The organism is Ruminococcus sp. 1001136sp1_2201st1_G3_2201SCRN_220225 (genome assembly GCF_040924365.1).
Lineage (GTDB): Bacteria > Bacillota > Clostridia > Lachnospirales > Lachnospiraceae > Blautia_A > Blautia_A faecis.
The window spans coordinates 19,678-37,657 of the sequence record NZ_JBCOME010000013.1; the positions used below are offsets into that span (position 1 = coordinate 19,678).

General features: G+C 42.9%; 14 protein-coding genes and 1 riboswitch. Of the genes, 1 reads left to right on the plus strand and 13 read right to left on the minus strand.

Annotated features, from left to right (window positions below):
* Nucleotides 1–50: 50 nt before the first annotated feature.
* The 13 genes from AB5642_RS06190 to bsh all read right to left on the minus strand — a co-directional run bounded on the left by AB5642_RS06190 (nucleotide 51) and on the right by bsh (nucleotide 16,492).
* On the minus strand, nucleotides 51–149 hold the full coding sequence (locus AB5642_RS06190; protein WP_368072608.1) for a DUF6783 domain-containing protein: 99 nt from the start codon (nucleotides 147–149) through the stop codon (nucleotides 51–53).
* 268 nt (nucleotides 150–417) lie between these two features.
* Nucleotides 418–606, minus strand: a riboswitch (cobalamin riboswitch).
* A 91-nt stretch (nucleotides 607–697) separates the two neighbouring features.
* Entirely contained in the window at nucleotides 698–1,744 is a 1,047-nt protein-coding gene (locus AB5642_RS06195; RefSeq protein ID WP_118577781.1) for a GDSL-type esterase/lipase family protein, read from the minus strand.
* A 169-nt stretch (nucleotides 1,745–1,913) separates the two neighbouring features.
* Entirely contained in the window at nucleotides 1,914–3,269 is a 1,356-nt protein-coding gene (locus AB5642_RS06200; RefSeq protein WP_148461165.1) for a C40 family peptidase, read from the minus strand.
* Between the two features lie 283 nt (nucleotides 3,270–3,552).
* A complete protein-coding gene (locus AB5642_RS06205; protein WP_148461164.1) occupies nucleotides 3,553–5,073 on the minus strand; it encodes an N-acetylmuramoyl-L-alanine amidase family protein in 1,521 nt (506 codons plus the stop codon).
* A gap of 310 nt (nucleotides 5,074–5,383) precedes the next feature.
* Entirely contained in the window at nucleotides 5,384–6,370 is a 987-nt protein-coding gene (locus AB5642_RS06210; RefSeq protein ID WP_195391727.1) for a diaminopimelate dehydrogenase, read from the minus strand.
* A gap of 292 nt (nucleotides 6,371–6,662) precedes the next feature.
* Nucleotides 6,663–7,322, minus strand: coding sequence for a J domain-containing protein (locus tag AB5642_RS06215; protein WP_173734861.1), 660 nt, complete (start codon nucleotides 7,320–7,322; stop codon nucleotides 6,663–6,665).
* Nucleotides 7,306–8,160 (minus strand): DUF5685 family protein, encoded by an 855-nt coding sequence (locus tag AB5642_RS06220; protein WP_173734860.1) that lies wholly within the window; start codon nucleotides 8,158–8,160, stop codon nucleotides 7,306–7,308. Before AB5642_RS06220 ends, AB5642_RS06215 begins: the two co-directional genes overlap by 17 nt.
* 1 nt (nucleotide 8,161) lies before the next feature.
* Entirely contained in the window at nucleotides 8,162–8,575 is a 414-nt protein-coding gene (locus AB5642_RS06225) for a hypothetical protein (protein ID WP_118577786.1), read from the minus strand.
* Between the two features lie 132 nt (nucleotides 8,576–8,707).
* On the minus strand, nucleotides 8,708–9,910 hold the full coding sequence (locus AB5642_RS06230) for a class I SAM-dependent rRNA methyltransferase (protein WP_148461162.1): 1,203 nt from the start codon (nucleotides 9,908–9,910) through the stop codon (nucleotides 8,708–8,710).
* A 315-nt stretch (nucleotides 9,911–10,225) separates the two neighbouring features.
* Entirely contained in the window at nucleotides 10,226–10,837 is a 612-nt protein-coding gene (locus AB5642_RS06235; protein ID WP_118577788.1) for an ECF transporter S component, read from the minus strand.
* A 347-nt stretch (nucleotides 10,838–11,184) separates the two neighbouring features.
* Nucleotides 11,185–12,813: a DUF1002 domain-containing protein gene (locus AB5642_RS06240; RefSeq protein WP_368371498.1), complete on the minus strand. Its 1,629-nt coding sequence runs from the start codon at nucleotides 12,811–12,813 to the stop codon at nucleotides 11,185–11,187.
* Between the two features lie 231 nt (nucleotides 12,814–13,044).
* Nucleotides 13,045–15,318, minus strand: a complete 2,274-nt coding sequence (gene lon, locus AB5642_RS06245) for an endopeptidase La (protein WP_173734857.1) — start codon at nucleotides 15,316–15,318, stop codon at nucleotides 13,045–13,047.
* A gap of 199 nt (nucleotides 15,319–15,517) precedes the next feature.
* Nucleotides 15,518–16,492: a choloylglycine hydrolase gene (gene bsh, locus AB5642_RS06250; RefSeq protein ID WP_173734856.1), complete on the minus strand. Its 975-nt coding sequence runs from the start codon at nucleotides 16,490–16,492 to the stop codon at nucleotides 15,518–15,520.
* A gap of 247 nt (nucleotides 16,493–16,739) precedes the next feature.
* On the opposite strand from bsh, the gene AB5642_RS06255 reads away from it, so the two are divergent.
* Nucleotides 16,740–17,975, plus strand: coding sequence for a nucleotide sugar dehydrogenase (locus AB5642_RS06255; protein ID WP_148461157.1), 1,236 nt, complete (start codon nucleotides 16,740–16,742; stop codon nucleotides 17,973–17,975).
* Nucleotides 17,976–17,980 lie beyond the last annotated feature (5 nt).

Genomic DNA, 17,980 nt, shown 5'->3' on the forward strand with positions numbered 1-17,980 from the left:
ATATTCTATTTCGTAATGCCCAAAAATCAAATGCTAAAAAAGAATCCCGCTTACAGGAATAGAATACGGCCAGAGAGTGTTTGAAAAAGTTTTTCTGCAAGATGTACGTCACAATTTGCGGGAAATTGCGGGAATGATTCTTCAAGCATGCTCTGGAAAAGTGTAAAAAAAATACCGCATATGCGGCTTCTGGATCATCATTATTTAAGAGGGAGCGATGCTACTCCGGGGTAGAATATGATCCGTTCATATATACGCGGAGGGAACGGTTTCATCCGAAGTAGTATCGCCTGCCATTTAATCTGTATAATTCTTCTGAACAGGCGATCATTCCATAAAAAATGTCCACTCACAAAAGCGGACAACATCTCAGGGCTGCGGATTCCCCAAAACTGGTTGTTACACTTTCATCGGAAGTTTAACCTCGCCATACCAAGCAGGTTTCCTGGCTCCAGAATCATCACTTCCTCTCTCCTTCTCATGCGTAAGCACAATGGACTATGAGATTCGCTCCTCTGTTACAGTGACCGGATCGCTCAGGTTTCTCACCTGATTCCCTCTTTCTGCCAGCTTATAGCTGTCAGCACTTAATATGTTCACTATGGAATTATACTAACATCATAGTACCACCGGTCACTGTCTTTGTCAACCCTTTGGAAGGATTTTTGTTATTTTTTTATCAACCTGGTGTTGCTAGTCACGGCGTGACCAGCAGCGTCATTTTTTCCTGAATCTTCTCCACCAGGATTTTCGCTGTTCTTTCATGAGATCTGTGCCCTGGGTGCTGCCTTGATCCAAATTCTCCTTCCTGTGTATCCGGAAGCTTCACAAATTCCACGCGCTCATCCCCTGTTTTTCTTTTATAATTCCCCACCGCTTTCTCAAGCGTAGGCAAAATCTCATCTCCAAGCATTCCATAACACCACAGAATATAGCTTTCTGGATTACATACGCGCAGTTTTCTCAAAAAGTCTTCCACAGCCTTTCCAACTCTGTCCATATTCTTCGTGCCGCTGCTGTCGTTTGTCCCCAGATTCACTACGATCACATCAGGCTGAAACTTCTGGAAATCCCATTTTTCCATAGCACCCAGTTGTTTGTTTCTTTCTCCATTTAAAAGACCGCACACCTGCTCATAATATAGCGGGATTGCCTGCTGCTCATTGCCTTCCCAGGAACAGAAAACGCCCCAGCCGCTCTGACTGATGCAATTGTACACCGCGCCCAGTTCTTTTGCTGCCATATATGCATAATTATCCACGGCATTGAAGCAAAAGGAATTCCATGTCATTTCTTCTCCTGCACCGCTGCCGCCCTCACCAGAGGTAATGCTGTCCCCTATTACCTCCAATCTGAGCTTTGGTGTTTCAAGAGGTAAAAACTCACCGTCAGTTTCAACCTCCAGAAGCTGAAGCAATGTTTTTTCATCTGTGGGAAACGCAGGAGTATCACGAAGAAGCTTTACATTTCTTACCTTATCCCTTTCCATATTACGGAAAAGACAGATTTCCTGTTCTCCCTTATTTACCATAAGCCGTTGGGACAATACGCCGTCTACGATCACATCCACCCATGGCTCAAAAACATCATAATCGGAGCGGATTTTCACCCATATTTCTGTTGCTTTTACATTCAGTTCAATTCCGGAAGCGGTCCAAAATAGTGTTACCGGTTCCAGACTGCCATTCGTTCTTCCTAATATTCTTAAATATGGAATTTCCTTCATCTGATAATGGCTAAGCATTTTTCTCCACCTCTCATCTGGCTATACGAAATATTTATGTTACGATTTTCAGACAATACTTTTATTCTTACTATACTTCTTTTTTCTTTGCTTTTCCACATTATTTTCAGTAAAAAGCCCCTTCCGGATTTTCATTTCCGGAAAGGGCTCACAAATTCATTTATTCAGATTACACAAGACGTCTTACAGAAGTAATCGTTCTGTATGCAGCATTATCGCTGACCTTGATACCATCTCTGGCATTGGATGCATGTACGATCTGTCCATTTCCCATATAGATTGCAACATGTCCGCCATAGCAGATCAAGTCGCCTGGCTGTGCATCTGCATAGGACACTTCGTATCCTGCATTCTGCTGCTCATAAGATGTTCTTGGAAGACTTACGCCAAAGTTTGCATATACACTCTGCACGAAGCCGGAGCAGTCAGCACCACTGGTAAGGCTTGTTCCTCCCCATACATATGGGTTTCCAACAAACTGTGTTGCATAGGATACAACAGAAGAGCCGGAACCTGAAGAACTGCTGGCTGATGAACTGTCAGAAGAACTATCTGAGGAACTGTCGGAGCTGTTTGCATCGGAATTGTAATCAACTGTATTGTCAGTATCAATTACATTACCATACTCATCATATTCATAATCAGAAGATCCATCAGAAGAACCACTTACAACATTTCCATCTTCATCATACTGAACCTCTTCTGAGGAATTATCTCCGTTCTGAGCTGCTTCCTGTGCTGCTGCAGCCGCTGCGGCCTCTGCCTCTGCCTGACGTCTTGCCTCTTCTTCTGCTGCAATACGTTCTGCCTCAAGCTGCTCAATTTCTGCCTGCTGCTGTTCCAGAAGGTTCGCATACTCAGTAGCCTGCTGCTGTGCGTATGCGATCTCATTCTCGCAATCAGCACTGTTCGCACGGGTTACATCCAACTGATACTGAAGGTTAGACTGCTGAGCCTCATATTCTTCCTTCATGGTCTCAAAATCAGCTTTCTCCTGCTCATACTGATCTTCTAACTTCTGAACCTCCTCAATCGTTCTAGCATATTTCTGAAGGCTCTCTCTGTCCTGCTCATACATCTGCTGTGTATACTCAGCTCTGGTAAGAAGGTCTGCAAGGTTATCTGCATTTAACATCATCTGGAACCATGCATTGTTTCCACCTTTTTCATAAAGATACTGAATACGTTTCTTCATGGCGCCGTACTGTTTATCCTTGGCATTCTGAGCCTTGGTCAGGTCACCCTGTGTTTTCTCAATTTCTGCTTCCTTGGAAGCGATATCACTCTCAAGAGTCTGAATGGAAACCATTACATTTACAAGATCAGAATTCAAAGATTCGATCTGGCTCTCAAGCTGCTGCTTCTGATCCCACAGGGCACTCATGCGTGCGTATGTAGCATCCAGCTGCTGGCTTGTCCAGGCCTGCTCTTCTCTTAAATCGCTCTCACGGTCAGCCATTACGCTTACAACCTGTGAGCCGCACATTAAAATTGCCAGTGTCAGACATACAATTCTTTTCTTCATGTTTCATCACCCTCGTTAATCTTTTTGATAATCTAAAAAGCTCAATTTGTAATATGTTTGCAACATTTCATTCAATCTTGCTACATATTAGCACACTCTCGCAAAGATTTCAACCCTAAATCGCAATAAATTTTAAAACTTTGTAACATTTCGTAATACATTTGTCTAAATAAGAGAACACAGAGCGTGTTTGTGCAACAGAGGGGGAATTCAAAGATTTCCGCTGTTACATAAAAAGAGAACCAGTATTTTCACTGATTCTCTCTTGTATATTACTTAACCATTATTTTCCAAACAGATCGTACAAAATCTGGTCTGCTGTCATATTATAATAACCATCCGGATCGGAAAGTGTATCTCCATTCCATCTCAGATAGTTTCCATTTCGGATATAGTTTCCAACGGATGGATGATAGTTGAAGATGCTGTATCCGGAATACAAGGACATATACTTCTTCGCAAGGGCTGCAGCCTCACTGGAATAGCTTCCCGTAGGTGTGGTAGTTCCGGAAATCTGGACACCTGCCTGCGGAGTGGAATGAATGATAACAACACTCTTATCACTGCACTGTCCAAGAACGATCCATGTATGACCATCATTGTATCCGATATCGCCAGGCTTCAGCTCCCATCCATTCTGTGACAGATAAGACTGATTTACGATTGATCCCCAGCCTTTCCCCTTGTAATAGCTTCCAATTTCACCTGAAACCACTGTGTATCCATATCCTACACCGGACTGTGTCTGCATTACCTGATAAGCAGACCAGCCTACAAAGCCTGAACAGTCAAATCCTTTCGCACGATTGGAAGTAGAAAGATCACGGTAATTATTGTAATCATAACTGGATGGATTCGCTGACCATTTATTATACCAGCTGGTCATGGTATCGCTGAGACCCTTTCTTGTGGAATCATTCCATCCGCCGCCCCATACGTAAAGTGCTTTTCCAACAGGTAAAAGTGCTCCTGCAAGATAATTCTTGATGGTCTTATTTCCTGTATTTCCATTCGGAGAAGGATCATCCTTCTTCTCTCCCTGACATACACCAGTACTGGAAAATGTATATGTAACACCATCAATAGTCTGTGTGCCTGTGTACATCGCGCCTGTAGTAGGATCAAAATAGTACTTTGTACCCTTGTCTGTATTCTCCACCCAGCCCGTCGCCATAGCTCCGGAGCCGCTGTAGAAATAATAGGTAACATTATTAATTGTCTTAAATCCAACTGCCATGATTCCATTGGTAGCAGTTTTCGATGTAGTGTCAAAATACCGCTTCACTCCTGATGAGCTAGTCAGCCAGCCTGTGGCCATAATTCCCGTTTTGGAAAAATAGCGGATATTTCCTTTGCTGTCCTTTACAAAACCGGTAGCTGCAACGCCTGATTTCGCGTAAAGGTAATAGGTCTTTCCGCCAAGCTTCAGCCACTTTTTCTTCATGTATCCGGTTGACGGTGCAAAGTAACGGCGCTGTCCCTTGGAATTGGAAAGCCATCCAGTTACCATAACACCTGCTTTGCTTGTGAAATAACGCTTTCTGCCCTTTTTATCTTTCACCCAGCCTTTCACCTGAACACCGGTAGATTTATTAAAATAATATTTCTTACCGTTCAGGGTAAGCCATCCTTTGACTTTCTTGCCGTTTTTATAGTAGTATGTTTTTCCTTTTACTGTACGGAATCCATTCTTCGTGGCAGCCTGTACATCTCTTGATGTACTATGGCATGTAAAACCGGCTGCCATAAGCATTACCAGCAGCAGGATACTCCAAAGTCTGAATTTTTTACATTTGTTTTGCATACTTACCTTCCTTTTTAATTAATCTGTTGCTGTCCACAGGTAATACTGCTGTCCAGCAAACACAACCCCTGTTATTATCATCTTCAAGTTTTTACAAAGTTGTTACAGCTTTATGTAGCTCATTATATTACAGTTTCCATCTATCGTCAACCCGAAAGTAAAACTCTGTAAAGTTTTCACAATATTTTCGTATTATTTTCTCTTTAAAAGCAATGTTTTCAAAGGTATTTTCCATAAAAAAAGAACAGCCCCACACAATGTGAAAGAACTGTCCTTTTATAAATTCTGTAATATTTCTGTTATAAAGTAATTATAACAGATGTTTTCTTAATTCTTCTCCGCTCAGAGCGCTTAAGTAAGCAGGTGCTACATCAAATACCGTCTTGCAGCCATTCTGTCCTTCCTGGTTCATGCGGTATGCAGCTCTTGCATATGCAATGATTACAGAAGAAGTAAATTCCGGATTGGAATCCAGTTTCAGGCTATATTCGATCACGTGGCCGTTCTCATCATTCCAACCGGTCTTGCCTGTGCGGATTACAAATCCACCGTGCGGAATTCCGCTGTGGTCACGTTTCAGTTCCTCTTCGGAAATAAAATGTACTGTGGTATCGTATTCATCAAAGTAATTCGGCATAGTCTTGATCTCATTCTCAATTCTTGCAAGATCAGCGCCTTCCTCTGCTACTACGAAGCACTCTCTGGTATGTTTCTCTCTTGTAGTAAGCTCCGGATTCTTTCCGCTTCTTACTGCTTCCAGAGCAGACTCAACTGGGATGGTGTACTGTTTGCCGTCTTTTACTCCTTTGATACGGCGGATTGCATCAGAATGTCCCTGGCTTACGCCTTTTCCCCAGAATGTGTAATCCTTGCCGTTTGTCAGGATTGCATTTGCATACATGCGGTTCAGAGAAAACATTCCCGGATCCCAGCCTACAGAAATAATTCCAACATGACCGCTCTCAGAAGCTGCTTTGTCCACATTTGCAAAATGTTCCGGGATTCTCTTATGGGTATCAAAGCTGTCTACCACATTGAACCACTGGGCATACTTAGGTGTCTGCTCTGGCAGGTCAGTAGCACTTCCGCCGCAAAGAATCATAACATCAATCTGGTCTTTCATCTTCTCAGCATCATCTACAGAATATACCTTCGCTGTCTCTGTCAGAATTTTAACAGTCTCAGGAGCACGACGGGTAAAAACTCCCACCAGTTCCATATCAGGATTGTGTTTGATCGCACATTCTACGCCACGTCCCAGGTTACCGTATCCCAGGATACCAATACGAATACTCATTATCTGATTCCTCCTATACTACCGCACGCCAGATGCACAATCCCCACAAATGGTCATGCAGCCCCCAAAAGCTGTATTATCCCATACGAACGTCAGATGCTTCACGTCTGCGGTATCTATATCTATTTCACGCTTTAACAGTTTAATACGTGCGAGTTTTCTTGTCAATTGATTTTTAACAAAATCTGTCATTCAAAGGTTACTGTTCTCTGGTAACATCAAAACACCTCAAAAAAGAATACTGTACAATGGCATCCTTCTCCACGGTACAGTATCATAAACTTCTACTTTATCAACAACACAGCACTCCGCTTCCCGGACAGCACATTCCGCAAAGCGCATTCGCCAGACAAAGCTTCAGGCACATATCATCCCCTGCCACCGGCATTCCTCCAAACGGTCCCTGCTGTGTCTCATACCAGCTTCCGCCACCTTCCATCCGGTTCAGGAGCATACGGTACTGCTGATTATTCGGCTCCTGGCGCACAGCTTCACGAATATGCTCCAACGCTTTTACATTATTCCCCATTCCCATGTTCGCCATGGAGGAAATATAATACCACTCTCCATTCTTCTGGGAAAGGGAATTCAACACATTCATAGCCTCCTGATAATGTCCGCTCTGAACAAAATTAGCTGCTGCACGTCTGCGCACACTTTCCTCATCTTCGTAAGTGCTCTGGCGCTGCTGTCCTCCAAAGCCGCCAAATCCTCCATATCCATAACTACCGTATCCGCCGGAAGATCCACCACTGCTTCCATACTCGCGTTCTCTCATGATCTGCTCATATGCCTGCTGTACTTCCTTAAACTTCTCTTCTGCCTGATCTTTGTTTGGATTGTTAATATTCGCATCCGGATGGTACTTCCGGCTTAACTTTCTGTATGCCTTCTTTATTTCTTCATCTGTTGCATTTCTGGAAACTCCCAGTACGCTATATGGATCCAACATGTTCTTTCTCCCGTTCTTCCTTGCGTTTCCTGCTCACTTCCTCGAAGCGGCACCACACACCGGAATATAAAATGTTCCGAAGAATATCCCCATATTTAATAATAGGAAGCTTCTCGAATTCTCTGCAGGTTTCTGCCATCATCATCATAAGGATCTGGCGTACTTCCCCTTCAAACCCTTCCATTGTATATTTTTCTGCGAAAGGATTGTAATCTTTATTTTTCACATCTTCTTCCACATCATCATATGCATCCAGAAGATAGATGAATTTGCCAAGATAAAAGCCAATTCTTCGAAGGCTTTTATCCCACTCATCCTGCCTGTAAGCAAGAATCTCCTCCATAATATGCCCAAAAATCCCGGACATTCTGTCTATATCTGTCTCTCCCTGTTTCTCCAAAGCGGAAAGCTCATCCAGAAGTTCGACGATCCGCTTCGCCTTATCTGGATAAAGTTTTAACAGACGGTTATTTTTCCCCTCGAGAAGCCTGGCGTAACCAAGCTTCACATATTTTCTGTCATCGTTCCAGTCATCCAGACATTTATAATAAGTTAAAAGTATATTCATGTCTGCACAGTATTCTGTCATCACATTCTTTCGAACTGGCTGTTTTCTCACAGGATGAAGAATGCATCTGGTAGTGCCCTTGTACGTCTTTGGCTCATAAAGGCCGGAAAGAAGCATGATCACAAAAGTCATATCATAGCTTAATGTAATCTGGCCGGATATCCCGTATTTCTCACGCAGTTCCCTGCAGAGTCCGCAGTAAAAGGTTCTGTACATGTCAAAATCCTTCATCTTGATCTCCGGCTTGTTCATTACAATATATCCAAACATATCAGCGCCTCTTTATAAATTTGGTATGACACTTGGGACATTCAATCTCCACTTTCTTAAATCCGCCTCTGGGAATACGGATTTTCTGACCGCAGCCAGGACAGCTGTAAATATGATAGTCCTTGCGCTGGCTCATCATTCGCTTCTCTTTCTGGAAACGGGCTCTTAGCTTATCCGTCATCTGAAGATACTTCTGATTCTCCTGATAACGTTTGGAAATATTTTTGGAAAAAATCCTGAAATAAGTATAAACAATGGCAGCCATTCCAAACAGATCCAGAAATGCGCCGATTCCACTTCTGGTCCCAGTAAATAAGGTGAGCACAATAGCAGCCAGTGCCACTCCCATGGTGAATCTCGCGAACTGATCCACTCCATTGCGTCCCTGCATAAATCTCATAAATTTTTCTTTCAATAAAATACCTTCTTTCTTGTGAACTTATCTTCCTGAAATAAGTTTCTGTCTCTCTTTTGTTATTATATTATTTCCCTATCCCTGATTCTGTATATGGTTCACAAAACAATCGGCAATCATTCAGCCCTTTTCCTATCTGTCGCTGCAGACCTGGAAAATATAAAATTTCAGATAATAAGATTCATCAGCAGACCATAAGATCGGATGATCTGGTGCCTGGGTGCGATATTCTACCTGACGAAGACGTTTATGCACATTTCTGGCAGCCTGACCGATGGTCTGGGTAAAAAGCTGGTAATCCATAAAATGTGAACAGGAACAGGTTGCAAGGAAGCCGCCGTCTTTCACCAGTTTCATAGCACGAAGATTGATCTCACGATAGCCTTTCACCGCATTCTTAACAGAGCTTCTTGACTTGGTAAATGCAGGTGGATCCAGAATCACCACGTCATATTTCTCGCCTTTCTCTTCCAGTTTCGGAAGAAGATCAAAGACGTCCTCACAGATAAATTTTACAGAATCAGAAAGTCCGTTTAAAGCTGCATTGGCTGTAGCCTGATCAACTGCAAGCTGTGAGGCATCCACACCTGTTACTTCTTTCGCTCCTGCATATCCTGCATTTAAAGCAAAAGAACCAGTATGGGTAAAGCAGTCCAGAACTCTGGCATTCCTGCAAAGCTTCTGGATTGCCAGACGATTGTATTTCTGATCCAGGAAAAATCCTGTCTTCTGACCGTCTTTTACATCTACCTGATATTTTACACCATTTTCCACAATTTCAACCAAAGTAGGGAACTCTTCGCCAATAAAGCCCTTATATGGCTCCATTCCCTCCTGCTTACGTACTTTCACGTCACTTCTCTCGTAAACGCCGCAGATCCGGATACCATCCTCTGCCAGAACTTTCTTCAGAAGTTCCACCAGCATCTCTTTATAACGGTCGATTCCAAGTGCAAGGGACTGTACCACCAGTACATCAGAAAACTTGTCCACAATAAAACCTGGCAGAAAATCTGCCTCTCCAAAGATCACGCGACAGCTTGAAGTATCCGTTACTTTCTTACGATACTCCCATGCATCCCGCACTCTTTTCTCAAAAAACTCCTCATCGATCACAGTATTCTCATCTCTTGAAAGAAGACGTACCACAATCCTGGAATTCGTATTGATAAATCCTCTTCCCAGAGGATATCCGTCAAAATCATGAACCAGTACAATATCTCCATTTACAAAGCTTCCCATAATAGAAGCTACTTCATTATCAAAAATCCACATTCCGCCGGATTTCAAAAGACGTCCTTCTCCCTTTTTCAGGGTTACTACTGCCAGACTCATAGCACTACTCCTTTGCTTTTGCGATTTAGGTAACATTGTAGCACACAATTTCTCAATTTGCCAGTGTTTCCAGGGGTTCTGAGAAAAAGTCATAAAAATTTCACTAATCTTAAAATTTTATAAACTGCCAGCCATTCATCTTCTTTTTTTAACAGACATCTCAGTCTCATTAACAACACAAAAAACTCCGGACTGCCTGAACTCGCTTCCTATCGTCAGATTCTAAATCTGACTTTCAATGGCGGTACACGGTTCAGACATTCCAGAGCTTTCACTTGTCTTATATTCTGACTTTTCCAGATGGTTATTTTCTTCTTATTTCGCATTCGCTGCAGTTACATATACATGAATCAGATTTGCCTTAATAAGGGCTGGACGAACTGCATTGTAAATAATCACAACCAGGATTGTAGATACAATTGCATTTACAAATGTAGCACCGGCGCTTAATTTTGCAAGGATGCTCGCTACTTCCTGGGGCTGACCAAGAATGTACTGTTTGTAGAAATAGCCAACGATGGGATCTGCGATCACATTAAAAGCAAGACCTGCAATGGAAGCGATCAGACTCCATTTGAATACGTATTTCTTGTCGTTCGTCTCATTGATCTTTGCAATCTTGTGGGCTACAAGACCTGTTATAAGACCGATGCAAAGCTTCAGGACAAAAGTCTTGGGTGCTCCTGTAATGTAAACCGGATCCATAAGGTCTGCAATAGTCATTCCAATAGAACCAGCAAGACCGCCGTACCAACCGCCAAGAAGCAGAGCTCCAAGCACGCAGAAGGTATTTCCGATGTGAAGAGAAGTAGCATCTCCACCCGGTACCGGAATCTTAATCTGCAAAAATGTAAAAGATACATAGCAAAGTGCTGCAAGAAGTGCAGTCTCTGCAAGTTTCATAATGGTAGAATTCTGTTTGTTCATAGGTTTCTCTCTCTTTCCCGGAAACCTGGTACATATTGAAAAACATTCTGCAAGATGTGCCTCACAAGTTGCAGGAATGATTTCTCAAACAAGCTCCAATGTTTCCTGTTTAATCACTGCTTTTTATACTGCAGTATCTAATTAGCACTTATCATAGCGAGATACTGGTATGTCTTCAATAGACAGTTTTGATTATTTTTAAGAGGACAGTTATTTTCTGCAAAAAAAGGTACAGTCCCCAATATCCCACTGGATATCAGTTTCTGTACCTTTTCCACCAGCAGACATGTCATCTCCTGGAGCATCAACACATACTATTCAACAGTATTCTTCCGAATTCAGGTCTGTTATTCTTCGTAGGACTCTTCATCAATAGTCTCGTCATAAGACTCATCGCCTACTTCATCTGTAGCACTTTCATCTGTTGTCACATTTTCAGAGCCGTCAGCTGAATCACTGGATTCTGAACTCTCACCATAAAGTTTCTCAAAGAACTTCATAGTATCTTTATACAGGGTATCTTTATCATCAGAAGATACTGCATCGCCAAGAACATCAATATCCTCAGAAGACTCACCATCATCGATCACATCAATGCCGAAAAGTTTCTTCATCTCTTTATCCAGCATATTCAGTTCTGGTGTAATGTATTTCTCAGTTCCATCCTCCTGATAGGAAACAGCACCATTTCCAAGGATACCAAGGTATTTCTGAAGAACTTTGATGGAAAGCTTGTTGGCTGTGTCAGAATCAAGTGTTACAGTAACTGCAGCATCATCTCCCATTACTTCGTAAAGAGCATCCTCATCACCGCTGTACTCTCCCTGACAGAAGGTCTTCGCTTTTTCAAATTTCGCTTTCGCATCATCGCCAAGGAAATCTGTATTCAGCTGGGATATATCTGTGATCTCTTCGGAAGAATCACTGCCATCACCAGTATCTGTTCCGCCAACTTCACTGATGTCACCATCAGCTGGCTCATCTGTACTTCCATCTGTGTTCTCGCCGGAATCATCAGAAGCCGGAAATTCTTCCCAGGATTCTTCACCGGATTCGTCTGCAGCTCCAGTCTCCTCAGCAAGTCCCGGATCCTCTGTAGAACTCTCGATAACATTGTCACCAAGAGCACTCTGGTCTACATTATCCACAATACTGTCCTCATCATCTGATGAATCACTGCTCTCCTCTGCCTTTCCTGTTACATTGTCATTTACACGCTCCAGAGTTTCCTGCATCTCAGAGTAATCATAGTCCTGCTGGGAAATCTGCTGAAGCAGGTTTACGATGGTATTAATCTCATCATCTGTAAGAGTTACATTGTTATTATTGGAGATATTTACAACAATATTGTAGATATCATCTGCATTCTGAACATTGTCTGCAATAACCTGCATTTTCGCCTGGTTGATAACAGTGGTAGCGTCATTCTGTCCTACTGAATCAGCAAGATTACCTGTAACTACCATCTCCTCAGTAGCAAGCTCCTTCTTGGTCTCGTCAAGCTTCTGTCCACTGGCAGTCTCATATGCCATCTGGATACCAGTCAGTGCTCCTGTACCGGATACCTCGAATGGGCATGCAGCAACAACCTCACAGTTGGTAACACCAGATGTGGAAAGGGAACTTGCAATCATATTGCAGGTAACCCAGTTCAAATTGGCGGTACGAACCTTGATACCACCGGATGTGGTAGGCTTCACATAAGCACAGCTCACTGTTCTTGTACCAATCTGCTCCAGCGGAACATAGGAACTTAAGTGATCCCTCTCATCCTGATTGGTAACGTAGATAATCTGTGCCTGGCTGGAATCTACTTTAAAATATTTCAGCATGGTGTTCTTCTGCTCATCTGAAAGATCTGCGCCAAGTGTAACAACCTTCATAGCATCTGCCATAGCCGGTACTGTGGAAACCATGCTTCCCATAACCATTGATGCGCTGCAGAGTAGCGTAGCTAATAATTTGCCTTTCTTCATAACTTTTCCTCCAACTTTCTGTCTGGGTTATAATCTGATCTTTAATGAAAGCCTCATACTCTGTAACGGCTTCCATGCACTGCACTTCTGTCTTTGCAGTTGTTTCATTTAGTACACTTATTATAACATACTTCTTATAGTTTTTGTAATTTTAATTGTTAATTCTCTCTTTGAACATGAAAATATGTTTTGGTAAAAAAATTATTATATCAGCAGCTTTTCCAGAGCCTGTTACCGTGCAGGCTGTAAACAGTAATCCAGAACCTCCTGCACGGTCTTAACTGGTGTAATCTCAAGCTTCTCTTTTACCTCATCGGCCACATCATCAAGATCATCCATATTCTCATATGGAATAAACACATGCTTTACGCCAGCTCTCTGGGCAGCCATCAGCTTCTCCGGCAGTCCGCCAATAGGCATAACACCGCCGCGAAGGGAAACTTCTCCTGTCATTGCAATTTCTGCAGGTACAGGCCTTCCTGTCACCAGAGAGGATAAAGCAGTTACCAGCGTGATGCCTGCTGATGGGCCATCCTTAGGAACTGCTCCTGCCGGCACATGGATGTGAAGATCATTTTCCTTGAATTTATCCGCGAATTCCGGATAGAGGGACTTCACAAGAGTAATGGCAATCTGGGCGGACTCTTTCATCACATCTCCAAGCTGTCCGGTAATGATCACCTTTCCATCGCCTTTTGTAAAAGAAGTTTCGATAAAAAGGATTTCTCCGCCGGCACTGGTCCAGGCAAGACCGGTTACAACTCCAGGCACTGGATTTTCCAGAATCTTCTCATGATGGATTCCATGTCCCAAAAATTCTGCTACACGCTTCTCACTTACCGTAATACTCTTCTGCTCACCCTTTACCAGCTTCACAGCTGCATATCTGCATAGCACATCCATCTGCTTCTTCAGTCCGCGGACACCAGCCTCCGCTGTATACTCTTCAATAATGCGGCGGATTGCCTCATCTGTCACCTTCAGATTCTGGGCTTTGATTCCCATGCTCTTCATTGCTTTCGGCAAAAGATGACGTCTCGCGATCTGAAACTTCTCTACTGCAGTATATCCAGGAAACTGGATTACTTCCATACGATTGAGCAATGGCTCAGGAATGGTATCGGTGGAATTGGCTGTACACACAAAAAGCACATTGGAAAGATCATAAGGAACATTCATATAATGGTCTGTAAAGCTTCCGTTCTGCTCCGGATCCAGCACTTCCAGAAGAGCACTTGCCGGATCACCGCCGTAATCTTTGGCGAGCTTGTCCACCTCATCCAGTACCATAACCGGATTTGCAGCTCCGCTTCTCTTCATTCCTTCCATAATCCTGCCTGGCATAGCACCTATGTAGGTTCTTCTGTGTCCTCGAATTTCCGCTTCATCACGGATTCCACCAAGACTGATACGCACGTATTTACGGTGAAGCGCACGGGCAATACTCTGTCCGATACTGGTTTTTCCAGTTCCAGGCGCACCTACAAACAATAAAATGGAACCAGACTGTTTCTTATTAAGAGCCATAACAGCAAGCTGCTGGATAATTCGCTCTTTTACTTTTTTCAACCCATAATGGTCTTCATTCAGGATTTCTTCTGCCTCGTTCAAATCAATTTCAGCAGGTTCCTCTGTCTTCCAGGAAAGACTTGTGGCAAAATCCAGATAATCGTACAGCATGCCATACTCATGGCTGTCTTTTCCTTCCTGCTTCATGCGGTTCAGCACCTTTTCAGCTTCTTTGCGTGCTTCCTCATTCATGCCGGATTCCTGGATTTTCTTCTGGAAACGGCGCACATCAGAAATATTCTCCGGATGCATTTCGTCCAACTGCTGCTGAAGAAATTCGATCTGCTTCCGGATAGCGGACTCCCGGTAAACTTTCTCATTGGAGTTCTTCTGCGCAGTCTCAGCCTCCTCACTGACACGGAAAATCTCCATCAGCTCATAGACAGCCTCTTCCATCAGATGCATGCGTTCTTTCCTGGAATCCACCTCGATCATATGGTATTTTTCTTCCCAGGAAAGGCTCATGTAACCAGCCAGGGCACTGACGGCTTCCGGATAGCTTTTCCAATGGTAGATCATGCTTCGTACCCAGACGCCCCACTGAAAGCCTTTTGCAAAATCCATCAGTTCTTTCTTGATCTTATCAAATTTCTCCTTTTCTTCTTCCGGGGAGATATCCTGGATATCCGGAAGATCTACCGCTTCTGCCTGAACCATACCGTCAGAATATTCTACATGAGTCACCTGCACTCTTCTTCTGGTAGTAATCTTGACGCTGCCTTCCTCGTCTATATTCTCAATGATTCCCATCACGCCCACTGGAAAAATATTTTCCATGGAAATTTCCTCTGGGGCTATTTCTTTCTTCTGTAAAACGAAGAGAATTTCTTCTCCGATATTCTGTTCTTTAATTCTGCCTTCCGGAAACATATCTTTTTTAAAGAAAAATGTAACTTCCGGTAAAAGAAGAAGTTCATAAACTGGTATTGTAATCATACATGTTTCCTCCTTGTATTGTCAGCACTCCTTTAATATGAGTGCCAGATTTATTCTATAGAAAATGGCGAACTCATATGAATTCGCCATCTGAATCTATGATAGTTCATTATAGCACTAAATTAAAATTTTGCAATAAAAATCGAACATTCTTTCTGGAACATGGTAGTTTTTTGAAACATTTATTTCGAAACGGGAGCTAATTTTGCATTCTGATCTGTTCCCCTTTTATGGGCGCATAGGTATAAAGCTTCTCACCATCCAAATCCGCCTTGTACATATCCACAGCACTGATCTGGTGATTGTCGTAAGTATTATAATAATAGATTCCCTTATCTGTATTACAGCAGGAAGTATATAGCGTAATCTCATACTTGTCTTCTCCCAGCTTGCAGCAGCCTCTCTGCTGGTCTACGCTGCCAAGAATGTGGAAAAACTGGCTTACACTTTCTTCTTCTGAATCCCCGGACAGAGAGTTCATTTTTACAAAGGCCACCCGCACAAATCTTGACTGGGAGGAGAGATCTCCCGGCAGTCCCATGCCACCCATTCCCCGGCTGTACTGATTCAGCTTCAGATTTTCTGAAAACGTGTTACTGCGGTTTTCCACAGCCAGCTGCATATAATTGTTCAGATTAAACATCTGATAGTTAAAGGGCGGATTGTTTGTGAGGACACCTACTGGATTATCATATATTTTCATTCCCTCTTCCAACGACTCCAGGGTAATACATTCCTCTTTGTCCGCAATAATCCAGTGCAGCTGCGCAACTGGCAGATCAGGAAGAAATGGGGTGTCAATCAGGTTCATATTCTTAAGAAGCTGGCGTGCTTCTTTCACTGTAGCACATTTTCCCAGAATCCATGGGATCAGTTCGAACTGAGTAATATTGTCTTTCCCCTCTACAGGCTTCTTGTAGCTGGCATTTCCAACGAAATTAAGACCGGCGATTCCAAGACCTTTCTCATTGACCGCATCATAATACAGCGGATAGTTCTCCATAACACATGCCATTCCGATCATGGCATAATGACTTTTCAGCTGACCGCCTTCTCTTAAATCAAATACATAATTTCTAGGCGTGATCACTACCTGGTCTCCATAGGAAATCTCATAATCCAGAGTTCTTCCAAAATAAAAATCCTTTGTTTTATAGGTTGCTGCTGTACACATCTTCTGTTCCTCCATTCATCAGAGATTGTTTAAAAGTCAGTTCTGTATTACTGTTCACTGGTAACGTTCTGTAATCTGCATATTCCAAAAAGTTCCCAAGGCGTTGTATTTTCCAATCTGTCATGTTATTATTTATAAAAATTGTGCATGAACGGTTCATCAATTAGTGTTATATATTGTAGCACAAACTGTGAAAATTTAAACTCTTTTTTCCCGATTTCACACATTTTTAAGAAAGGAACTTACCATGAATAAATCTATTGCAGTCGCAGGTACCGGATATGTAGGGCTTTCTATTTCTGTACTGCTGGCTCAGCATAATCATGTTGTTGCAGTTGACATAATTCCGGAGAAGATTGCTTTGATAAACCAGAAGAAATCTCCAATCCAAGATGAATATATCGAAAAATACCTGTCGGAAAAGGAACTGGATCTTACGGCCACCTCAGACGGAGAATCCGCCTACGCAGAGGCTGATTTTGTGGTAGTGGCCACCCCCACCAACTATGACAGCAGGAAAAATCATTTCGACACTTCCGCTGTTGAAGCTGTACTAAGCCTGGTCACAAGGGTGAATCCTGCTGCCACAATTGTGATCAAATCTACGATTCCTGTAGGCTACACAGAATCTATCCGAAAGAAGCTTCACAATAACAATATTATTTTCAGCCCGGAATTTCTCCGAGAGTCCAAGGCCCTGTACGACAATCTTTACCCAAGCAGGATCATTGTCTCCTGTGATGAACACACCAGAGAAGCAGCTCATACTTTTGCAGCACTTCTTCAGGAGGGTGCTCTTAAAGAAAATATCGACACCTTGTTCATGGGATATACGGAAGCAGAAGCTGTAAAACTTTTTGCCAACACCTATCTGGCACTTCGTGTTTCCTATTTTAATGAGCTGGATACTTACGCGGAAATGAAGGGGCTGAACACCCGCGATATTATCAATGGAGTCTGTCTGGATCCCCGGATCGGAACTCATTACAATAATCCTTCCTTTGGCTACGGCGGCTACTGCCTGCCTAAGGACACCAAACAGCTTCTTGCCAATTACAACGACGTTCCTCAGAATATGATGTCCGCAATCGTGGAAAGCAACCGTACCCGAAAGGATTTTATTGCTGATCAGGTACTGCAAAAAGCCGGCTATTACAACTACAATGAGGACAACCTTTATCAGTCAAGCCTGGAAAAAGAAGTGGTTATCGGCGTCTACCGCCTCACTATGAAGAGTAATTCCGATAATTTCCGGCAAAGCAGCATTCAGGGTGTTATGAAACGGATCAAGGCAAAAGGCGCCACTGTCATCATCTATGAGCCCAATTTGGAAAACGGTTCCACATTTTTTGGCAGCAAGGTTGTAAATAATCTGGAAGAGTTTAAAGAAAAAAGCCTGTGTATTCTGGCGAACCGTTATGACAAGGTCCTGGACGATGTGAAGAAAAAGGTTTATACAAGGGATCTGTTTTCCAGGGATTAAGAAAC